The organism is Rhizobium sp. SVR5-9E (assembly GCF_056755095.1).
Window position 1 is genome coordinate 1 of sequence record NZ_JBNDHS010000052.1, and the last position, 17047, is coordinate 17047.

The 17047-nt window shown below is 61.0% G+C and carries 15 protein-coding genes; 5 read left to right on the forward strand and 10 right to left on the reverse strand.

From position 1 onward, the window contains the following. Positions 1 to 158: 158 nt before the first annotated feature. The gene (locus ACPYOJ_RS21475; RefSeq protein ID WP_481418042.1) at positions 159 to 1151 is read right to left on the reverse strand and encodes a LysR family transcriptional regulator; all 993 of its coding nucleotides are present in this window, start codon (positions 1149 to 1151) and stop codon (positions 159 to 161) included. A gap of 400 nt (positions 1152 to 1551) precedes the next feature. Between ACPYOJ_RS21475 and ACPYOJ_RS21480 the strand changes: the two genes are divergently transcribed. After that, positions 1552 to 2172, forward strand: a complete 621-nt coding sequence (locus ACPYOJ_RS21480; protein WP_481418043.1) for a helix-turn-helix domain-containing protein — start codon at positions 1552 to 1554, stop codon at positions 2170 to 2172. 253 nt (positions 2173 to 2425) lie between these two features. Here ACPYOJ_RS21480 and ACPYOJ_RS21485 read toward each other — a convergent pair whose 3' ends face one another. From ACPYOJ_RS21485 to ACPYOJ_RS21510, 6 genes are read right to left on the reverse strand one after another with little or no spacing between them, the layout of a single operon-like run. Then, entirely contained in the window at positions 2426 to 3307 is an 882-nt protein-coding gene (locus tag ACPYOJ_RS21485; protein WP_481418044.1) for an ABC transporter permease, read from the reverse strand. A 2-nt stretch (positions 3308 to 3309) separates the two neighbouring features. Further along, positions 3310 to 4251: an ABC transporter permease gene (locus ACPYOJ_RS21490; RefSeq protein ID WP_481418045.1), complete on the reverse strand. Its 942-nt coding sequence runs from the start codon at positions 4249 to 4251 to the stop codon at positions 3310 to 3312. Between the two features lie 3 nt (positions 4252 to 4254). Continuing rightward, positions 4255 to 5376 (reverse strand): ABC transporter ATP-binding protein, encoded by a 1122-nt coding sequence (locus ACPYOJ_RS21495; protein ID WP_481418046.1) that lies wholly within the window; start codon positions 5374 to 5376, stop codon positions 4255 to 4257. Then, positions 5373 to 6395, reverse strand: coding sequence for an ABC transporter ATP-binding protein (locus tag ACPYOJ_RS21500; RefSeq protein WP_481418084.1), 1023 nt, complete (start codon positions 6393 to 6395; stop codon positions 5373 to 5375). The genes ACPYOJ_RS21495 and ACPYOJ_RS21500 overlap by 4 nt, the downstream gene beginning before the upstream one ends. Positions 6396 to 6431: 36 nt before the next feature. Then, on the reverse strand, positions 6432 to 7952 hold the full coding sequence (locus tag ACPYOJ_RS21505) for an ABC transporter substrate-binding protein (RefSeq protein ID WP_481418047.1): 1521 nt from the start codon (positions 7950 to 7952) through the stop codon (positions 6432 to 6434). A 40-nt stretch (positions 7953 to 7992) separates the two neighbouring features. Beyond that, positions 7993 to 9825 (reverse strand): gamma-glutamyltransferase family protein, encoded by a 1833-nt coding sequence (locus ACPYOJ_RS21510; protein ID WP_481418048.1) that lies wholly within the window; start codon positions 9823 to 9825, stop codon positions 7993 to 7995. Between the two features lie 262 nt (positions 9826 to 10087). On the opposite strand from ACPYOJ_RS21510, the gene ACPYOJ_RS21515 reads away from it, so the two are divergent. Together ACPYOJ_RS21515 and ACPYOJ_RS21520 are read left to right on the forward strand one after the other, a co-directional pair. After that, entirely contained in the window at positions 10088 to 10792 is a 705-nt protein-coding gene (locus ACPYOJ_RS21515) for a GntR family transcriptional regulator (RefSeq protein WP_481418049.1), read from the forward strand. Between the two features lie 7 nt (positions 10793 to 10799). After that, positions 10800 to 11186, forward strand: coding sequence for a YybH family protein (locus tag ACPYOJ_RS21520; protein ID WP_481418050.1), 387 nt, complete (start codon positions 10800 to 10802; stop codon positions 11184 to 11186). Between the two features lie 33 nt (positions 11187 to 11219). Here the strand turns inward: ACPYOJ_RS21520 and ACPYOJ_RS21525 are convergent, their stop codons facing one another. Beyond that, positions 11220 to 12362, reverse strand: a complete 1143-nt coding sequence (locus tag ACPYOJ_RS21525; RefSeq protein ID WP_481418051.1) for a M24 family metallopeptidase — start codon at positions 12360 to 12362, stop codon at positions 11220 to 11222. A gap of 154 nt (positions 12363 to 12516) precedes the next feature. After that, positions 12517 to 13233, reverse strand: coding sequence for a GntR family transcriptional regulator (locus tag ACPYOJ_RS21530; protein ID WP_481418052.1), 717 nt, complete (start codon positions 13231 to 13233; stop codon positions 12517 to 12519). A 226-nt stretch (positions 13234 to 13459) separates the two neighbouring features. On the opposite strand from ACPYOJ_RS21530, the gene ACPYOJ_RS21535 reads away from it, so the two are divergent. Further along, positions 13460 to 14422 carry a dihydrodipicolinate synthase family protein gene (locus tag ACPYOJ_RS21535; RefSeq protein WP_481418053.1) on the forward strand — a complete coding sequence of 321 codons (963 nt, stop codon included), beginning with the start codon at positions 13460 to 13462 and terminating at the stop codon, positions 14420 to 14422. 216 nt (positions 14423 to 14638) lie between these two features. Here the strand turns inward: ACPYOJ_RS21535 and ACPYOJ_RS21540 are convergent, their stop codons facing one another. After that, positions 14639 to 16006 carry an MFS transporter gene (locus tag ACPYOJ_RS21540; protein ID WP_481418054.1) on the reverse strand — a complete coding sequence of 456 codons (1368 nt, stop codon included), beginning with the start codon at positions 16004 to 16006 and terminating at the stop codon, positions 14639 to 14641. A 374-nt stretch (positions 16007 to 16380) separates the two neighbouring features. Here ACPYOJ_RS21540 and ACPYOJ_RS21545 point away from each other — a divergent pair, with 374 nt between their 5' ends. Continuing rightward, a complete protein-coding gene (locus tag ACPYOJ_RS21545; RefSeq protein WP_481418055.1) occupies positions 16381 to 16806 on the forward strand; it encodes a DUF427 domain-containing protein in 426 nt (141 codons plus the stop codon). Positions 16807 to 17047: the final 241 nt, after the last annotated feature.

Sequence of the window (17047 nt, forward strand, 5' to 3'; positions counted from 1 at the left end):
TACATGGCCTATGCATTCGAAAAGATGCTGCGCCTGATGGCGGAACGCGAAGAGGTATGGCGCCCGACCCGCGCCGAGATCGCCGATTTCATGTTGAAGTCAGGCGCGGTGCCCGAGCTCTATCAGCCGGTCGCCTGAAACGAAAAATCATGGAGCTTTCAGTTGACGCCGAGCACCTCGACGGCGTCGAATGCCTCTGGCGGCAGGCGGCGGTGCCATGTCGCTATCTCGGTAACGAAAGCCCGGCGGCATTCGCGGGCGAGATCGTTCGGCACGTCCATCAGCCTGTTTTTCTCGTTGGAAAGATAGAGTTCCCGACTATATTGCGCCGGTAGCATCACCCAGGCGATTTTCTCCATGTCAAAATAGAGCCGCGCGAGGCTGAGCGGCGTGATGACGGCCCATCCGAAGCCCTGTGCCACGAGATCGAGTGTCGCGCCGGTCGAAAGACAGTCAGTGCTGCGGCTGATGACGATGTCGTTTTCGTCGAAATAGCGCTTGGTCAGTGCCAGCAACTGCGCCGGCACGCCGTTACTGAGGAAGGTCAGCCGCTGGGCGATCTCGGCGATGCTGGTGGTGGACCGGTAGACCTCAGCTGGAACGATGGCGATCAGGCGCTCGCGGAAGAGCGGCTGGCTCTCGATGTTGGGAATATGGGAGAGATCGTCGGTGGAGATCAGGATATCCCAGACTCCACGCAAGAACTCCTCGATATAGTCCGAGCGCGGTGTCGACTGGACCGAGAGATCGCCGACCATATCGCTGAAGGAGGTGATAAGTGTTGGCAGCAGCACCTTCGCGACCGTTTCCCGAACGCAGATGCGCAGCCTCGGCAAAGCAAGGTTCCGGTACCCGTCCAGCGTCTCGAGCATCTCCTCCCCGACTTCGAGCAGGATCGACGCATGACGGCGCAACGCGGCTCCTGCCGGAGTCAGTCGGATGCCATGCGAGCTGCGCTCGAGTAGGGCAACACCGAAATCGCGCTCCAGCCGGGCGATCGACTGCGAAATCGCCGCTGGGGAGACCCCGAGACGAACTGCCGCTGCCTTCATGTTGGGGGCATTGCACACGATCATATATTGGGAAAGCGAACGCAGATCAGGGAACTTTGTCAGGATACACTCCTCGATATCCAAGCGGGCAATATGCACTTCATCGTGTTGAACCGCCCCCGCCACTCCCAAGCAGGAGGGATGAGGAACTCTACATCAGTCCAATCGGCGCACCAGCAGAAAATCCCAAGTTTCTCCGTGTGAGAACTGGTGTCGTTAAGCCTGGCATGGGGATCGGCGGCGTAATTGAGCTATGGAGCGGAAGCTAACACCCACGAGCCCGTTACATCATGGGAAGCGAATATAATATCCACCTTAACGCCGAAGCGCCTAAATACTGGGCAGATTTTACATTCCATCCCAGTAAGTTTGACAAAACCGGAGCCCGAAGCGCCCTTTGTCAAATTTGACCTAAAAATCGCATTGCAGGCTCGTCAAATCTCATGCGATAATGCTGATACTGATTAAGTCAGCAATTAATCGCTTTGGATGGAACTTCGTGGAGACGATTGCAAAGAGCGCCATGGTAGAAACGCATGCCAACTTTGACGTGTTGGCGGGCGGCGCTAGCCAGTGGGAGTTCGATCTCGGGCTTCGCTTGAAGCAGGCCCGCATAGCAGCGCATCTATCCCAACGTCAACTTGCCTTGAGGGCGGATATATCGAATACCACAATTTCATTGATCGAACAGAACCGTACGAGCCCATCCGTGGCTATGCTGAAGCGCATCCTTGCTGCGCTACCCGTCTCTTTGTCAGACTTCTTTGATGGCACTGCCGCCATTGCGCGGAAATCGATCTATCGTGCGGCCGAGCTGGCGGAGGTTTCATCCGGGTCCGTGACCACGCGTCGGCTCGAACTACCGGGCGAGGGGGCGGCGCAAATCATGCATACTTTCTATCAGCCCGGCGCCGACACTGGAAACCGCGTTAGCACCAGCGAGAGCCTCCAGGGCGGGGTGATCGTCCGCGGCCATCTTCAGGTGACAATCGACGGCGTCCGCAGCGTTCTCGGTCCCGGCGATGCCTACTCGCTCCAGGGGAGCCTGTCACACCGTTTCTGCAATACCAACAGGATCGAGTGCGAAGTGGTCAGCGTGTTTTCAACGCAGTCGGCCTGAATGCCCGGAGGCGCGTCCGTCCTGTTTTATCCCAGTTCACCTTTCCCAAGGTAAAGAATTTATGTTGTGGGTGAGAAACTGGAATGGCTTCCCCCAAGCGCAAAAGCCAGTCGGCGTTGGCTCTAAATGCGGGCTATTAGTTCGAATTCCTTCAGAACGAGGGCCCGGTCGGCGGTAGCCAGGGATTCCCAAGCTGCCGAGGAAGCCATGCGTGCTCAGCAGACTCCCGTCCTGAGGGCAGAAACCACGTTGCCTATCGCGAACGGGGATCGAGCGCGTCGCGCAGGCCGTCGCCGAGCAGGTTGAACGACAGTACCGTCATGAAAATCGCCATGCCGGGCCAGAGCGCCATCCAGGGCGCGTTGCCCAGGAAGCGCTGGGCGGAATTGAGCATCGAGCCCCAGGAAGGTGCCGGTGGCTGCAGGCCGAGTCCGAGGAAGGACATGCTGGCTTCCGCTATGATCGCCGACGCGATCGTCAGCGTTGCCTGAACCATGAGCTGCGGCAGGATGTTCGGCAGGATATGCCGGACTGCGATGCGCCATTGCGGATTGCCGACCGCGCTTGCCGCCTCGACGTATTCCTCGGCCTTGATGGAAAGCACCTGGCCGCGCGTCAGCCGGATGAACAGCGGCATGGCGGTGATGCCGATCGCGAGCATCGCATTGGTCAGGCTCGGCCCCAGGAAGGCCGCAAAGGCGATCGCCAGGATCAGGAAGGGGCAGGCGAGCATGGCGTCCGTGAAGCGGCTGATCAGGCCGTCGACGATGCCGCCAAGGAAGCCTGCGGCAAGGCCGAGCGGCACGCCGATCGCCATGGCGATGCCGACCGATGTCAGACCCGCCATCAGCGAAGCGCGAGCACCCCAGACGATACGCGAAAGGATGTCGCGGCCGGCTTCGTCGGTTCCCATCCAATGGAGGGCGGACGGTGCCTTGCGCACCGCGGTCCAGCTTTGGGCGGCCGGATCATAGGGGGCGAGAACCGGCGCGAAGACCGCGACGAACACCATGAACAACACGACGACGAGGCCGACGAGTGCGCTTTTGCGTTTCGACAGCCGCCGCCACAGGCGGCTTCGATAGAAGCCCGTCAAGAAATTGGTCGAGGTTTGGGTTTCCGAGATCGTCAGCACGGTCAGCCTCTCAATCGGGGGTTGACGAGGATATATCCGATATCAGCCAGCAGGTTGAGGATGATGTAGAATAGCGAGGTCACGAGAACGACACCCTGCACGACGGGATAATCGCGGGTAAAGACCGCATCGACGATCAGCTTGCCGAAGCCGGGAATCGTAAAGATCTGCTCCGTCAACACAGCACCCGACAGCAATGCGCCGAATTCGAGCGCGCCGAGCGTGATAATCGGCGTCAGCGCGTTGCGCATTGCATGCTTGAACACTACGACCCACTCGCTCAAGCCCTTGGCGCGCGCCGTTCGTACGTAGTCGCTCTCGAGCGCCTGCAGCATCGCTCCCCGGGTATGGCGCATGATGACGCCGGCGATCGCCATGCCGAGCACGAAGGCAGGCATGACCGTCGTCGAAAGGCTCATCCGCCAGTCCTCCCAAGGACTGACGAAGCCGGACGCCGGCAGCCAACCGAGATGGACCGAAAAGAACAGGATCAGCATGATGCCGAGCCAGAAGTTCGGCACCGAAATGCCGGCGAGCGACACGACGTTCGTCGCGTAGTCCACGGCTGTGTTCTGCTTCAGCGCCGAAATGACGCCGCCGGTGATGCCGAGGATCAGGGCGACGACGATACCCATGATCGCGAGCTGCAGCGTGACCGGCAGCTTCAACAGGATCAGGTCGAGGACGGGGCGGTTGTGGCGCATGGATTCACCAAGGTCGCCGGTCAATACGCCCTTCACCCAATAGAGATACTGGACGAAGATTGGCTGATCGAGGTGATATTGCGCCCGGATTGCCGCGAGCGTCGCCTCGTCCGGATTGTCGCCAGCGAGCACCAATGCCGGATCGCCGGGCAGCAGGTGCTGGAGCGAAAAGATGATGAGCGACAGAAGGACGACTGTCGGAATGAGCTGCAGGAGGCGGCGCGCGAGAAGCGAGGACATGGCTTAGCTTCCTGTGACTGTCTGGGCCGACCGCGCGGCCATGGCCTCGAAGGCTGCGAACAGCTTTTCAAGCTTGGGATTGCGAGGCTCGCGCACGCTCTCGGCCTCGTCCGGTGCGGGCAGATCACGCCAGAAGGCGCAGGCGTTGGCGTGACCGTTCTCTTCGGTTTCGAGCCTCATGCTGACCGTCTCGCACTCCGGCCGGGCATACGGACAGCGCGTGTGCAGCCGGCAGCCCGGCGGCGGGGATAGCGGGCTCGGCAGATCGCCGTGCAACCGCGCGGCGCGCGGCCGCTGATGGCTGGGAGGTGCGGCTACCGGAATCGCCGAAAGCAGGGCGCGGGTGTAGGGATGACGTGGCGCGTCGAATATCTCGTCGGACGTGCCGATCTCGACCACCTTGCCGAGATACATGACCGCGACGCGATCGGCGATATGCTTTACGACGCCGAGATCGTGCGAGATGAAAACGAAGGCGAGACCGAGCCGGTTCTGCAGGTCCTTCAGGAGGTTGAGAATCTGAGCCTGGATCGACACGTCCAAGGCCGAAACCGCTTCGTCGCAGATGATCGCCTTCGGCTCGGAGGCGAGCGCGCGCGCAATCACCACGCGCTGGCGCTGGCCACCGGAGAACTCGTGGGGATAGCGGCTTGCCTGGTCGGGGCGCAGGCCGACCATTTCCAGCAGTTCCGCGACCCGCTTGGAGCGCTGCCCGGCCGGCACGATGTTGTGCAGCATCAGCGGTTCGGCGATCGTCTGGGCGATCGTCATGCGCGGATTGAGCGATGCGTAAGGGTCCTGGAAGATGAGTTGAACATGCCGCCGCTGCTGACGCATCGCCCTGTGGCTGATGTTCGTGACATCCTGTCCGTCGATAAAGACTTCGCCCGCAGTCGGCGTGATCAGCCGCATCAACAGCCGCCCGAGAGTCGACTTGCCGCAGCCGGATTCTCCGACGATCGCGAGCGTTTCGCCCGGCATGAGGGAAAACGTGACGTCATCGACGGCGCCGACCTGCGCCAGCGGGCGGCCAAGGATGCTTCGCTTGACGATGAAGTTCTTGCCGAGCCCGCGGACTTCGATAATCGGCTTTGCCGTAAAGGAAGAGGAAAGGGCTTGGTTCACAGAACGATGTCCTCCATCGGCGCCCGCCAGCAGCGGCTGAAATGACCCTGCGACACTTCCCTGAGCTCGGGCATATTGGCGCATTGCTCGACGCGGAAGGGGCAGCGTGCCTGAAAGCGGCACCCGCTCGGCGGATTGGCCATGTCGGGGACGGTGCCGGTAATCGCCACAAGCCGCTCCCGCTTCTCGTCGAGGCGCGGCAGCGAACCGAGCAGGCCGACGGTATAGGGATGCTGAGGGAAGGTGAAAAGTTCCTCGACCGAGCATTGCTCGACGACTTGGCCCGCATACATGACGATGACATCGTCGCAGGATTCGGCAACGACGCCGAGATCGTGGGTGATGAGGATAATGGCCGCTCCGGTCTTTTGCTGCAGCTCACGCATCAGCTCGAGCACCTGCGCCTGGATTGTCACATCCAGTGCCGTGGTCGGCTCGTCGGCGATCAAGAGCTCCGGATCGCAGGCGAGCGCCATGGCGATCATCACGCGCTGACGCATCCCGCCGGAAAGATTGTGCGGATACTGGTAGTAACGGGTTTCGGGGGAAGGGATGCGCACCAGCCGGAGCATGGCGATCGCCCGTTCCGTCGCCTCTTTTTTGGACATCCGCCGATGCCGCAGGATGACTTCGTTGATCTGCTCGCCGACCGTGTAGGAAGGGTTGAGCGAGGTCATCGGCTCCTGGAAGATCATCGCCAGCCGGTTGCCGCGCAAACTGCGCATGGCGCTCTTTGTTTCATTGAGCAGCTGACGGCCGTCGAAATTGACGCTGCCGGAAATGCGTGCCGTGTGCTCGGGCAAGAGCCGCATCACGGCAAGCGAGGTGACGCTCTTGCCGCTGCCGGATTCTCCGACGATCGCAAGCGTGCGGCCCTTCTTGACAGAAAAACTCACTCCGTCGACCGCGGTGACAGTCCGTGTGTCGCCCTCGAAGACGACGCGCAGGTCCGAGACATCAAGCACGGACGGGACGGGATCGTCAGCCCGATTGGATCGGGCTGACTGGTCGTGAACCATATGGTGAGGCGTGCTCATCGAAGCTTGGTTGCCGACTTAGTTCTTACGGCTGACGCCGGCGAGACGGATGATGCCGTCCGGAGCGGGCTCGAAGCCGGTGAGGTTGGAATTGTGCGCGAAGATCCACTGCGAGTGGTACAAATAGACGATCGGCAGATCCTTGAGCAGGATTGCGATAGCCTTGCCGTATTCGGCGTTGCGGGCCCCGGTGTCGGTGAGCGCGCGGGCCTTGGTCAGGATCGCATCGAGATCCTTGTTGCAATAATGCGCATCGTTGCCGGCAGCGCCACAGGCCAGCATCGGAGTGATGTTGAGGTCGGGATCGACGCGACCGCTCCAGCCCACGAGGTGGGACTCGAACTTGCCCTGACGGGCGACGTCGAGGAGGGTCATCAGTTCGGTCGGCTTGATCGAGACGTTGATGCCGATCTCTTGAACCATCGCCTGAATGAGCTGGGCTACCTGCTGGCGCTCCGCATCGGTGGGAACGAGAAGTTCGAGGTTGACGGACTTCACTCCGGCTTCTTCCATCTTCTTTTTGGCGGCGTCGAGGTCACGTGCCGGAACCGGGAAGCTCTTGTCATAGAAGGGGCTCGACGGCGGGAAGGGCTGGTTGCCGGTGCTTGCCTGACCGTCGAAGACGACGCTGTTGATCGCGTCACGGTCGATCGCGAGGCTGAAAGCTTCACGGATAGCGGCCTTTTTGCCGGCATCGAGGTTTGCGCCTTCACCGGTGATATCGAAGGTGATGCCGTAATAGCCGAGCCCGACCACTGGGTCGACGGCAAGCGCGCTATCGGCCTTGACCGCTTCCACGTCGGTCGCGGCAAGGCGCTCGATCAGGTCGAGCTGGCCGGAGCGCAGGTTCAGCAGGCGGACGTTGGAGTCCGGCATGCCGCGATAGATGAGCTGATCGAAGTGGAACTGGTCGGCGTTGTAATATTGCGGGAATTTCTCAAGAGTGATGTGGTCCTGCGTCACGCGTTCCACGAACTTGTACGGGCCGGAGCAAACCGGGGCATCTGTGAACTTCTCGCCGAGCGCCTCGCCGGCCTTCGGGCTGATGATCATGCCGGCGCGGTCGCTGAGCGCGGCAAGCAGCGGAACGGAGGGTTCCTTGAGGTTGATCTTGACCGTGTAGTCGTCGACCACCTCGACGTTGCTGATCGCACTGATTTCGGCCTTGCGGCGGGAGATCTTGAGGTTCAGGTCGCGTTCGAGATTGTACTTGATCGCAGCCGCATCCACCTTGGTACCGTCGTGGAAGAGGGCGTCCTTGCGCAGTTTGAGCGTCAGCGCGGTGCTGTCTGCGTTCCATTCCCAGCTCGTCGCAAGCATCGGCACGATCTGGCCCTTGTCGTCGATGTCGACGACCTTGTCGCAAAGCGACTGCAGCACGTGGCGGCCGACGAAACTCCAGTTGGAGGCGGGATCGAGCGTGTCTGGATCGTCCTGCAGGCCAATCTTCAGAACCGACTGGGCCGCGGCCGGAGCAGCGGTGACCGCAAGGCCGCTCAGGGCCAGGCCGGCTGCAAGTGCGAGATACAATGGTTTCATCAATCTTCCCTCTCTTTAGTTTTGATTGGTTATTTCTGAGTCAGCGGGCGACGGCGTATCCCTGCACGCCGCGCGGATTGGCGCCGGCCTTTACCAGCTGCGTCTCGCCGTCCATCTCTCTCGCGACGGCGGAAAGCCTGCCTTCCGACCAGGCATCGCCAACGGTGATTTTGTGTCCGCGTGCTGCCAGTTCCTCCCGCATCGCTTCCGGGAAACGGGATTCCAGCGTGATCGCGCCGAGACTGATCTCGCGTGGCCAGAAGGAGCTCGGCAGATGGTCGGTGTGGAAGGAGGGCGCGTCGATCGCCTCCTGCAGATTCATGTTGTTGTGGATGTGGCGCAGCAGCATGATCAGCTGCCACTGTTCCTGCTGGTCGCCGCCCGGCGTGCCGAAGGCCATGTAAGGCTGGCCATCGCGGAAGACCGTCGACGGCGTCAGCGTCGTACGCGGCCGCTTGGACGGCATCAGCGTGGAATTCAGGCCTTCTTCGAGCCAGAACATCTGCCCGCGGGTTGTCAGGCTGAAGCCAAGGCTCGGAATGACCGGGCTCGACTGGAACCAGCCGCCGGAAGGTGTTGCCGAGACCATGTTACCCCAGCGGTCGACAGCGCTGACCTGCACCGTATCGCCACGCTGTGCGCCCTCACGGGTGAGGGCCGGTTCGCCTTCTTTGTCGTTCGGTAGTACGGGCTCGCGCGCCACGGTAGGCTCGCCGCCGCCGAGGCCGGGCTGCGGAATGGTGCCGACCGCACGCAGCGGCGGCAGATTGGGATTGCGGCCGTCCGGTGAGCCGGGGCGCACCTCCATCGAGGCTGTGCTGCCGATCAGCGCGCGTCGGGCGTCGGCATAGCTTGAGGAAAGCAGTGTCTTGAGCGGTACGTCCGAGCTGTCGCCATACCAGGAATCACGATCGGCCATGGCAAGCTTGGCGGTCTCGACGACGAGATGCACGAAATCGGCGCTCATCGGGTCGAGATCGGCGATATCGGTTCCCTTCAGGATCTGCAGCATCTGCAGAAGCACGGGACCCTGCGACCAGGGTCCGCATTTGAAGACCTCGTAGTTGCCGTAAGTGACCGAAACCGGCTCCTCGACCAGCGGCTTGTAATCCGCCATGTCCTGGGCGGTAATCAGGCCTTTGTGGTGGCGGCCCGAGACGTCCCATGCCTCTTCGGTCGCGCAATATTCCTCGATGCGTTCGGCTACCGGTCCGCGATACCAGAAATCTAGTGCCGCATCGATGCGGGCTTCGCGGTTCTTGCCGGACTTTGCTTGATCGAGGATCTGCTGGTAGAGCGCGGCGATCTTCGGGTTGCGGAAGAGTTTTCCCGACTGAGGAGCCACGCCGCCCGGCAGGTAGACCTCGGCCGAGCTCGGCCAGTGAGTTTCGAACAGCTCGCGCATCGACGCAATCGTATTGGCGATGCGCGGCACCAGCGGATGGCCGGTCTTGGCGTAATAGATTGCAGGCGCCAGCACGTCTTCGAGTTCGGCCGTGCCGTAATCCCGCAAGAGCGTCAGCCATGCGCCGAAAGCGCCGGGAATGCAGGCCGCGAGCAGACCGGTTCCGGGAATGATATCGAGGCCGAGATCCTTGAAATACTTGACCGTCGCGTTGGCGGCGGAGGGGCCTTGGCCGGAGATCACGGTCGGCTTTTCGGCACCGGCCGGCGTCACGATGATCGGCACTTCGCCGCCGGGGCCATTCAGATGCGGTTCGACGACCTGCAGCACGAAGCCGGCCGCGACCGCTGCGTCGAAGGCGGTGTGGCCCTTTTCGAGAATCGACATGCCGACGGTAGATGCCAGCCAATGCGTGGAGGAGACAGCGCCGAATGTGCCCCTGAGTTCCGGACGCGTCGTAAAGGTCATTTCAATTCCTGCTCCCTATCGGCCGCCCGCCGACCTGAATGACATCTCGCTTTTGGAGTTTGTCGACAATGTTCGGCTATCTAGGTCAGATTATATACGTGCTTTGCCCTCGTCGAGGTGCTAAACGCCATTGTCACGCGGTTTCTGTAGACATATTGTATATTCGTAACGCGCTTGGCAAGCGGATTGTGTAAATTGCGCGCGCTTGCATAATCAAAGGGGCAGGCGGGAGGAAAAGCGCCATGGGGCAAAGGACGAGAAGATGCTGGATGAAGCGGCTCCCGCTAAGAAAAGTCGCAGTGATTTCATTGCCGAACAGCTCGAAGAAGCTGTGATCAACGGTGCGATCCCGGCGGGCGCGCGTCTCGACGAGACCTCGATTGCCGCGCAGTTCGGCGTATCACGCACACCGGTGCGCGAAGCGCTGCACATTCTCTGCGGGCGCGGGCTTGCCGAACGGGAGCCCTACAAGGGGGTCGTTGTCACGCAGATTTCGGCGCAGCGCATCGACGAAATGTTCGAAGCCATGGCCGAACTCGAAGCCACCTGCGGTCGTCTGGCATCCCACCGGATGACGATGAGCGAGCGGGCAGAGCTGGAGAGCATGCATCACGAGATGAATGTGCTCGCCGATGAAGGCGATCACGCCGCCTATAACGAGCTCAACACTCGTTTTCACAATCTCCTCTTCCAGGGCAGCCATAACAGTGACCTGATCGCTGCGGCCCAGACATTGCGGCTGAAGCTTGCGCCCTTCCGCAAGTACCAGCTCAAGGACAAGGGACGCCTCAAGCGCTCCTGCAGCGAGCATCAGCAGATCGTCGATGCAATCCTCAACCAGGATCCCAAGGCGGCGGAAAATGCATTGCGCCGGCATCTCGTTTCTGCGGCGCAGGAAGTTCTGATCAAGCGTCAGCGGCAGGAAGAAAACACTGTCGCCAAAACAAACCTTATCGAGGAGGCATGAGTTCGAAATGTCCGTGAATGCAGATCAGAATGCTATCCGCACCGTCATCGCCGACATGGAGGCGGCCTGGAACCGGGGGGATTTCGGGGGTTACATGGCAGGGTTCGCCAATCCGGATGTCGTCTTCGTTTCGCGCGGCCGCATCCAGAAAGACTGGCAGGCGACGCTGGATCACTACGTCGCCGATTATGGCGGTTCTCCGGGGTCGCAGGGGCAACTCGCCTTCTCGAATATCCGCATCGAGATGCTCGCGGCCGACGCCGCGCAACTCATCAGCGACTACAATCTCGTGCGTTCCGCCGGCAACCAGACGGGCGTTAATACCCGCCTAATGCGCAAGCGCGATGGCAGATGGGTGATTGCGCTCAATCACGTTTCGCAGATCGAGAAATGACGATGCCAGGCCGCGCCTTAGACCGGAGGCGCATCACGCAAAGGGTTCGGTCGGGCCCTTCGCCGGCTTGGTGAACCACTCAGGTCCGGTTTCGGTCATGTGGATGTGATCTTCGAGCCGGATGCCGAAGCGACCGGGGAAGACAATCATCGGCTCGTTGGAGAAGCACATGCCGGGCTCCAGCATGGTGGCGTTGCCGCGAACGATATAGGGCTCTTCGTGGATTTCCATCCCGAGGCCATGGCCGGCGCGGTGTGGTAGGCCGGGCAGGGCGTAATCTGGACCGAGGCCATGTTTGGCCAATACCCGGCGTGCGGCGTCGTCCAGACTGCCGCAGGCAGCGCCGAGGCGGGCCGCCTCGAACACGGCCTGCTGGGCCTCGCGCTCGATTGCCCAGGCGTCAGCGAATTCCTTCGTCGGCTCCTCCAGCACATAGGTGCGGGTGAGGTCCGAATGATAGCCGTCGAGCCGGCAGCCGGTATCGACGAGGACCACATCGCCCGGTGCATAGATCTGGTCGCCATCGGCGCCATGAGGAAGCGAAGTCGCCAGCCCGAAGGAAACAATGCAGAAGCTTGATCCGCCCTCTGCGCCCAGTGCCCGGTGCTGTTCATCGATATGACGCACAACTTCCGAAGCCCTGACACCCGGCTTGATGAAGGCATGCGCGCGCCGATGCACTTCCAGTGTTAGGCTCATGGCATAGTCGATGAGGGCGATTTCGGTCTGGGATTTCCTGAGACGCAGGTCGCGGATCAGCCGGCCGCCATCGACGAGCTGGTCGGCGCCGAAGACGCCTGCAAGCTGGTGATAGACGAACAGCGGTAGGGCATCGTCGAGCGCCAGTCTGGCATTTGCCGGAAGCATCGAGGCGATCAGCGCCGCGCTTGACTGTTCCTCCTGCCAAACGACGATTTCGCCCGGTAGATGCGGCAGGCTTTCGACCCTGCTCTCTTCGAAGCCCGGTGCGATGTAACAGATGTCCTTCGGCGTCACCAACGCGCCAAGCAGCCGTTCGCTCGGATGCCAGTCGAGACCGGTGAAATAGCGAAGGCTCTCCGTCGAGCCGAGCAGGCAGCCATCCAGAGCCTTGTCTTCGAGCGCGGCCTGAAGGCGCGCAAGGCGCTGGCGCCGCTCATCATCGGTGATCTTCGCAACGGGATGGGACCAGGACATGTCGACGTTTCCTTTTCGCGGAGCCTGAGGGCGAGTCGCTCTATACGAGCATGTCGCCAGATTGTCGACAGGTCACACTTCGACATTGCTTCCGAAGCCGGTCGGTCCTTGGCGGCATAGTCGTTTCTTTCCTTTTCCAGGAAATGGGATGGCCTCAATGGGCCGAAAGGTCGATCGGGTCGGAGAGATCGCGGGCGAGATAATCCTGGACCTGCTTGACGATCTGTTCTGCGTGCTTGGTGGCAAGCTTGTCGGCAAGCTCGACATCACGTCCCTCGATCGCCCCGATGATCTCTTCGTGTTCGTCGACATATTGGCGGGGCAGGCGATCGTCGAAGGTGCGGTAATAGAGGCGCAGGATGCGCCGCCCTTCGTCAAGAAGCCGGCTAAAGAAGGTAGTGTAATAGGCGTTGCCGGCGAGCTCCGCAATCGCCACGTGGAACTCCCGGTTCGCCTCGATCATCGCGAAGGCATCGCGGGCGGCCACGGCGGCGGCGAATTCCTCCTGCCGTTTGCGAATGTTGGACATGGCCGCAGGCGTTGCGCGCTGCGCGGCGCCACGAGTGGTCACGCGGTACATCAGCGTCAGCGCATCGAAATAGGTCGGCAGTGCGGCGAAATCTATCGGCGCCACGATCGAATTGCGGTTGGGGAGCGTCGTGACCAGGCCTTCGCCGGAGAGCCGCAGGAGTGCCTCGCGGACCGGCGTGCGCGACATGCCGAAACGCTCCGAAAGCCGGACTTCGTCGAGCGGGCAGCCGGGCGGCAGCGTCATGGCTAGGATCTCCCCACGCAACGCCGCATAAACGCTTTGGGTGCCGGTGCCGCGCGCGCGGCGGAAGTCGCTTTCTTCTGGTTCGATATGCGCCATAGCCTATTCTTCTTTTATGGGAGACGAACACCGGATCGGGGCAGCTTGTCGACGACCAGGGCACCTTAGTCAAGCAGACGCTCAGGTGAAGTCAAGGTATCCGCCCGCCTCATCCGCCTTACATCGAATTTCTTGTCGACAAATAGAATACAAGGCGCTATGACCTATCCGAGGCACCGTTTTCTGTGTGAACGATCGTCAGGCTGGCAGGCCAATAGGAGTTTGAATGAAAGCCAAGATTTTTTCCGGAGTCATTCCGGCGCTCATGACCCCTTGCAAGGAAGACCGCAGCCCGGACTTCGACGGGCTCGTGCGCAAGGGCAAGGAACTCATCACGCAGGGCATGTCTGCCGTCGTCTACTGCGGCTCCATGGGGGATTGGCCGCTGCTCAGCGACCAGCAACGCATGGAAGGGGTGGAGCGCCTGGTCAAGGCGGGTATTCCGGTCATCGTCGGCACCGGCGCCGTCAACACCGCTTCGGCCGTTGCTCATGCGGCACATGCGCAGAAAGTCGGCGCCCAGGGTTTGATGGTGATTCCGCGCGTCCTGTCGCGTGGCTCGGTGATTGCGGCCCAGAAAGCGCACTTCAAGGCGATCCTGTCGGCTGCCCCCGATCTTCCTGCGGTCATCTACAACAGCCCGTATTACGGCTTTGCCACGCGGGCCGATCTGTTCTTCGCCCTGCGCGCCGAACACTCCAACCTCGTAGGCTTCAAGGAATTCGGCGGCCCGGACGACTTGCGCTATGCCGCCGAGAACATCACCAGCCGCGATGACGGCGTTTCGCTGATGATCGGTGTCGATACGGCCGTTTTCCACGGCTTCGTCAATTGTGGCGCGACGGGCGCCATCACCGGCATCGGCAACGTGCTGCCGAAGGAAGTGATCCATCTTTGCAGCCTTTCGCAGGCTGCTGCCGCCGGCGATGTCGATGCACGTCAACGCGCTCAGGAATTGGAACAGGCGCTGGCTGTCCTTTCGTCATTCGACGCAGGTCCGGATCTCGTCCTCTACTTCAAGCATATGATGGTGCTGAAGGGCGACAAGGAATACACGCTCCATTTCAACGAGACCGACGCGCTGACCGAGAGCCAGCGTGGCTATGTCGAAGCCCAGTTCAAGCTCTTCAACACCTGGTATGCCGAATGGAGCAGGCTTCCAGGTGCCGTGCAGAAGTGGAAGCCCTGAGATCGACCTGATCGAGGATTGAATGAAGGCCCGCCTCGGCCCCGCCTCGGCGGGCCTTTTGTTTGAAATATGCCGGAAGCAAATTGAGGACCGGCGAGTAGTCGACGGCATCCCGCCCGTAGCATCTATAAGTCGAGGCTTGGAGTAATCCCGCCGAGATTTTCTCTGTGCGTCCCGTCTTGCAGAACAAGGGACATGTGCTGCCAGAAGAATGGGTCAGGCGGGACGGGTAGCGAACAATCGTACGCCGCTGATGACAACGCCTAAAGCAGCAAACCCAGCACCGATACCGATGCATTCCAACGCCGCGTCGGCCCCCCTTGACGCGAAGATCAGAGCGACGAGCGCTGATCCCAAGGACCATCCGACCGTTCGAGCGACAGCAACCATGGCACTGGCGGCCGCATTGCGTGTCACGGGGCCGGCCGTCATCAAGGCGGTATTGTTCGGCGTCTGGAAGAGGCCGAAACCGACGCCGCAGAGCGCCATACGCCAGGCAATGTCGAGATCGCTGGGGAGGGACGGCAGGGCGGCCAGGAGCAGAAGCCCTGCAGCAAGGAGCGTCAGGCCGATGCTGCCAAGCACGGAAGCCGGATAGCGTGTCGAAAGACGTCCGGCGACGGGGGCGGTAAATGCAACCAGCACTGGCCAGGGTGTTATCAGCAGTCCCGTCGCTACCGCCGAGCGATGGAGCACCGTCTGGAAAAGGAAGGGCAAGGAAACGAACGCCATGATCTGTGCGATGTAGGAGCAGACCGAGGTGGCCGCCGACAGCGCGAACACCGGAATACGCAGCAAATCAAGCGGCAGCATCGGCGTAACGCGTTGCCGCTGTTGAAGGATGAACACAGCAAAACAGACGAGGCCGGCGCAAATCTGAAGGAGACTCGCTACCGTGTGTTCGCCGCTCAGGCTCCCCACGCCGACCACGATCAGCCCGAAAGCCAGGGCGTTCAGCACAGCGCCGGAATAGTCGAACGGCTTCTTCTGTCCCCGAGTGGCCGGCGCAATCGCCTGGAAGAGGGGCACGGTGATGAGGCAGAAGGGCACGTTGACCAGAAACAGCCAAGGCCACGACGCGATGGACAGGATCAGGGCTGCAACCGTCGGGCCTAAAGCCGCTGATACGGCAACCATAAGAGCAAGCAGCGCAAACCCGTCGGCAATGAGTCGACGTGGATAGATAGACCGGATCATTGCCGGAGAGAGAGCCGCGAGACACGCTCCGCCGATCCCCTGGAAGAGACGCGCGGCGATCAAGGTGTCGATGTTCGGCGACAATGCGCAGCCCAAGGAGGCCACAGTGAACATGACAAGGCCGAAGACGTAGACGCGCTTCAATCCGAAGATCTCACCCATCGCGGCTGCCGGCAGCAGACAAACGGCGACCGTCAGCTGGTAGATGTTGACCACCCAAACAGTGGCTCCCTCACTGGTCCCGAAGCCATGGGCGATCGTGGGCAGCGCGACATTTGCGATCGCCGCGTCGAGGTTCGTCAAGGTCGTCGCAAGCAAGATGCAGACCATAACCCAATAGCGCTGCGGTGCCGCCAAGCCGTCGGCCACATTTTGCGTTGCTTGCACTTCATTCTCCGGATGCGCCGGTTAATCGATGGGCTCCTTGAATCTCATAATGCGGGATTTTGCAACGGACCATTTTGCTGCAGCGTCTATTTGAGTCCGCGTTGTGTTGCCGCAGCAGCACCGCCGCCATTGATCGCGGCCCAGATGGCGCCACGTCGGCATGGCCTTGATGTCCGGCCCATTCCGAACCGGAATAAAGATTAGTCCCCCGCCAACACTGGAAAACTGACCGATAATTCGGGATCTAGTCGGTTAAGGATTGGCAGCGATGTGAGTGCCACGTTGGATACGGCGCCCAGTCACATTGAGATCTGGTTCAGAAATGGTGCCGGACGCTTGCTGCCGAGGCACGGGAAAATTGGGATTTGATCACCATGTTCGACGATCGCAGCGACGACGAGGTCACCTTTTATGCACGCTTACTCCCCGGCTCAGCCGCACCGATAACCGTCGAGCCTAATCCTGACCGGGTCGTGGTCTTCCTCTCAGGGCGACTGATCGCCGACACGAAGAATGCGCTCACGGTCTACGAAGCCGGCCACAGGCCCGTACAGTACATCCCTCGAACGGATGTCCGAATGGACTTCCTCGTCCGCGGGAAGTCACCTGTAGATTCCGATGTCGTCAATTACTACGCCGCTGCTCCATCAGGCGTAAGTACCAACGTTGCTTGGTCCTTTGAAGACCGGCACCCTGTCATTCAAGAACTCAGGGGATATGTCGCGTTCAGGTCGGAACTCGTCGACCTGCGTGAACTTCCGGCCCTCCAGAGCAAAGGCGGGTCTTCCGTCAGAACCTGATCTTTTCGCCACTCGGGTCTGTTCGCGCTGCCTTATGCCACACGCAGCTAACAGCATGGCATGCGTGTCCCACTATGAAGGAAGCCCGTCCCCTTACCCGACAGATGCTCGACGCGACCAACGCGACCTTCGCTCTGCCTTGTTGCATCTTGAAAACCTTTTAGGCAGCCAGTGCAGCTAAATGCCTAAAAAGCCATCGGGATCGAGACGGGGCGGAAGTCGAAGCTCCGCCCCGTCGTCC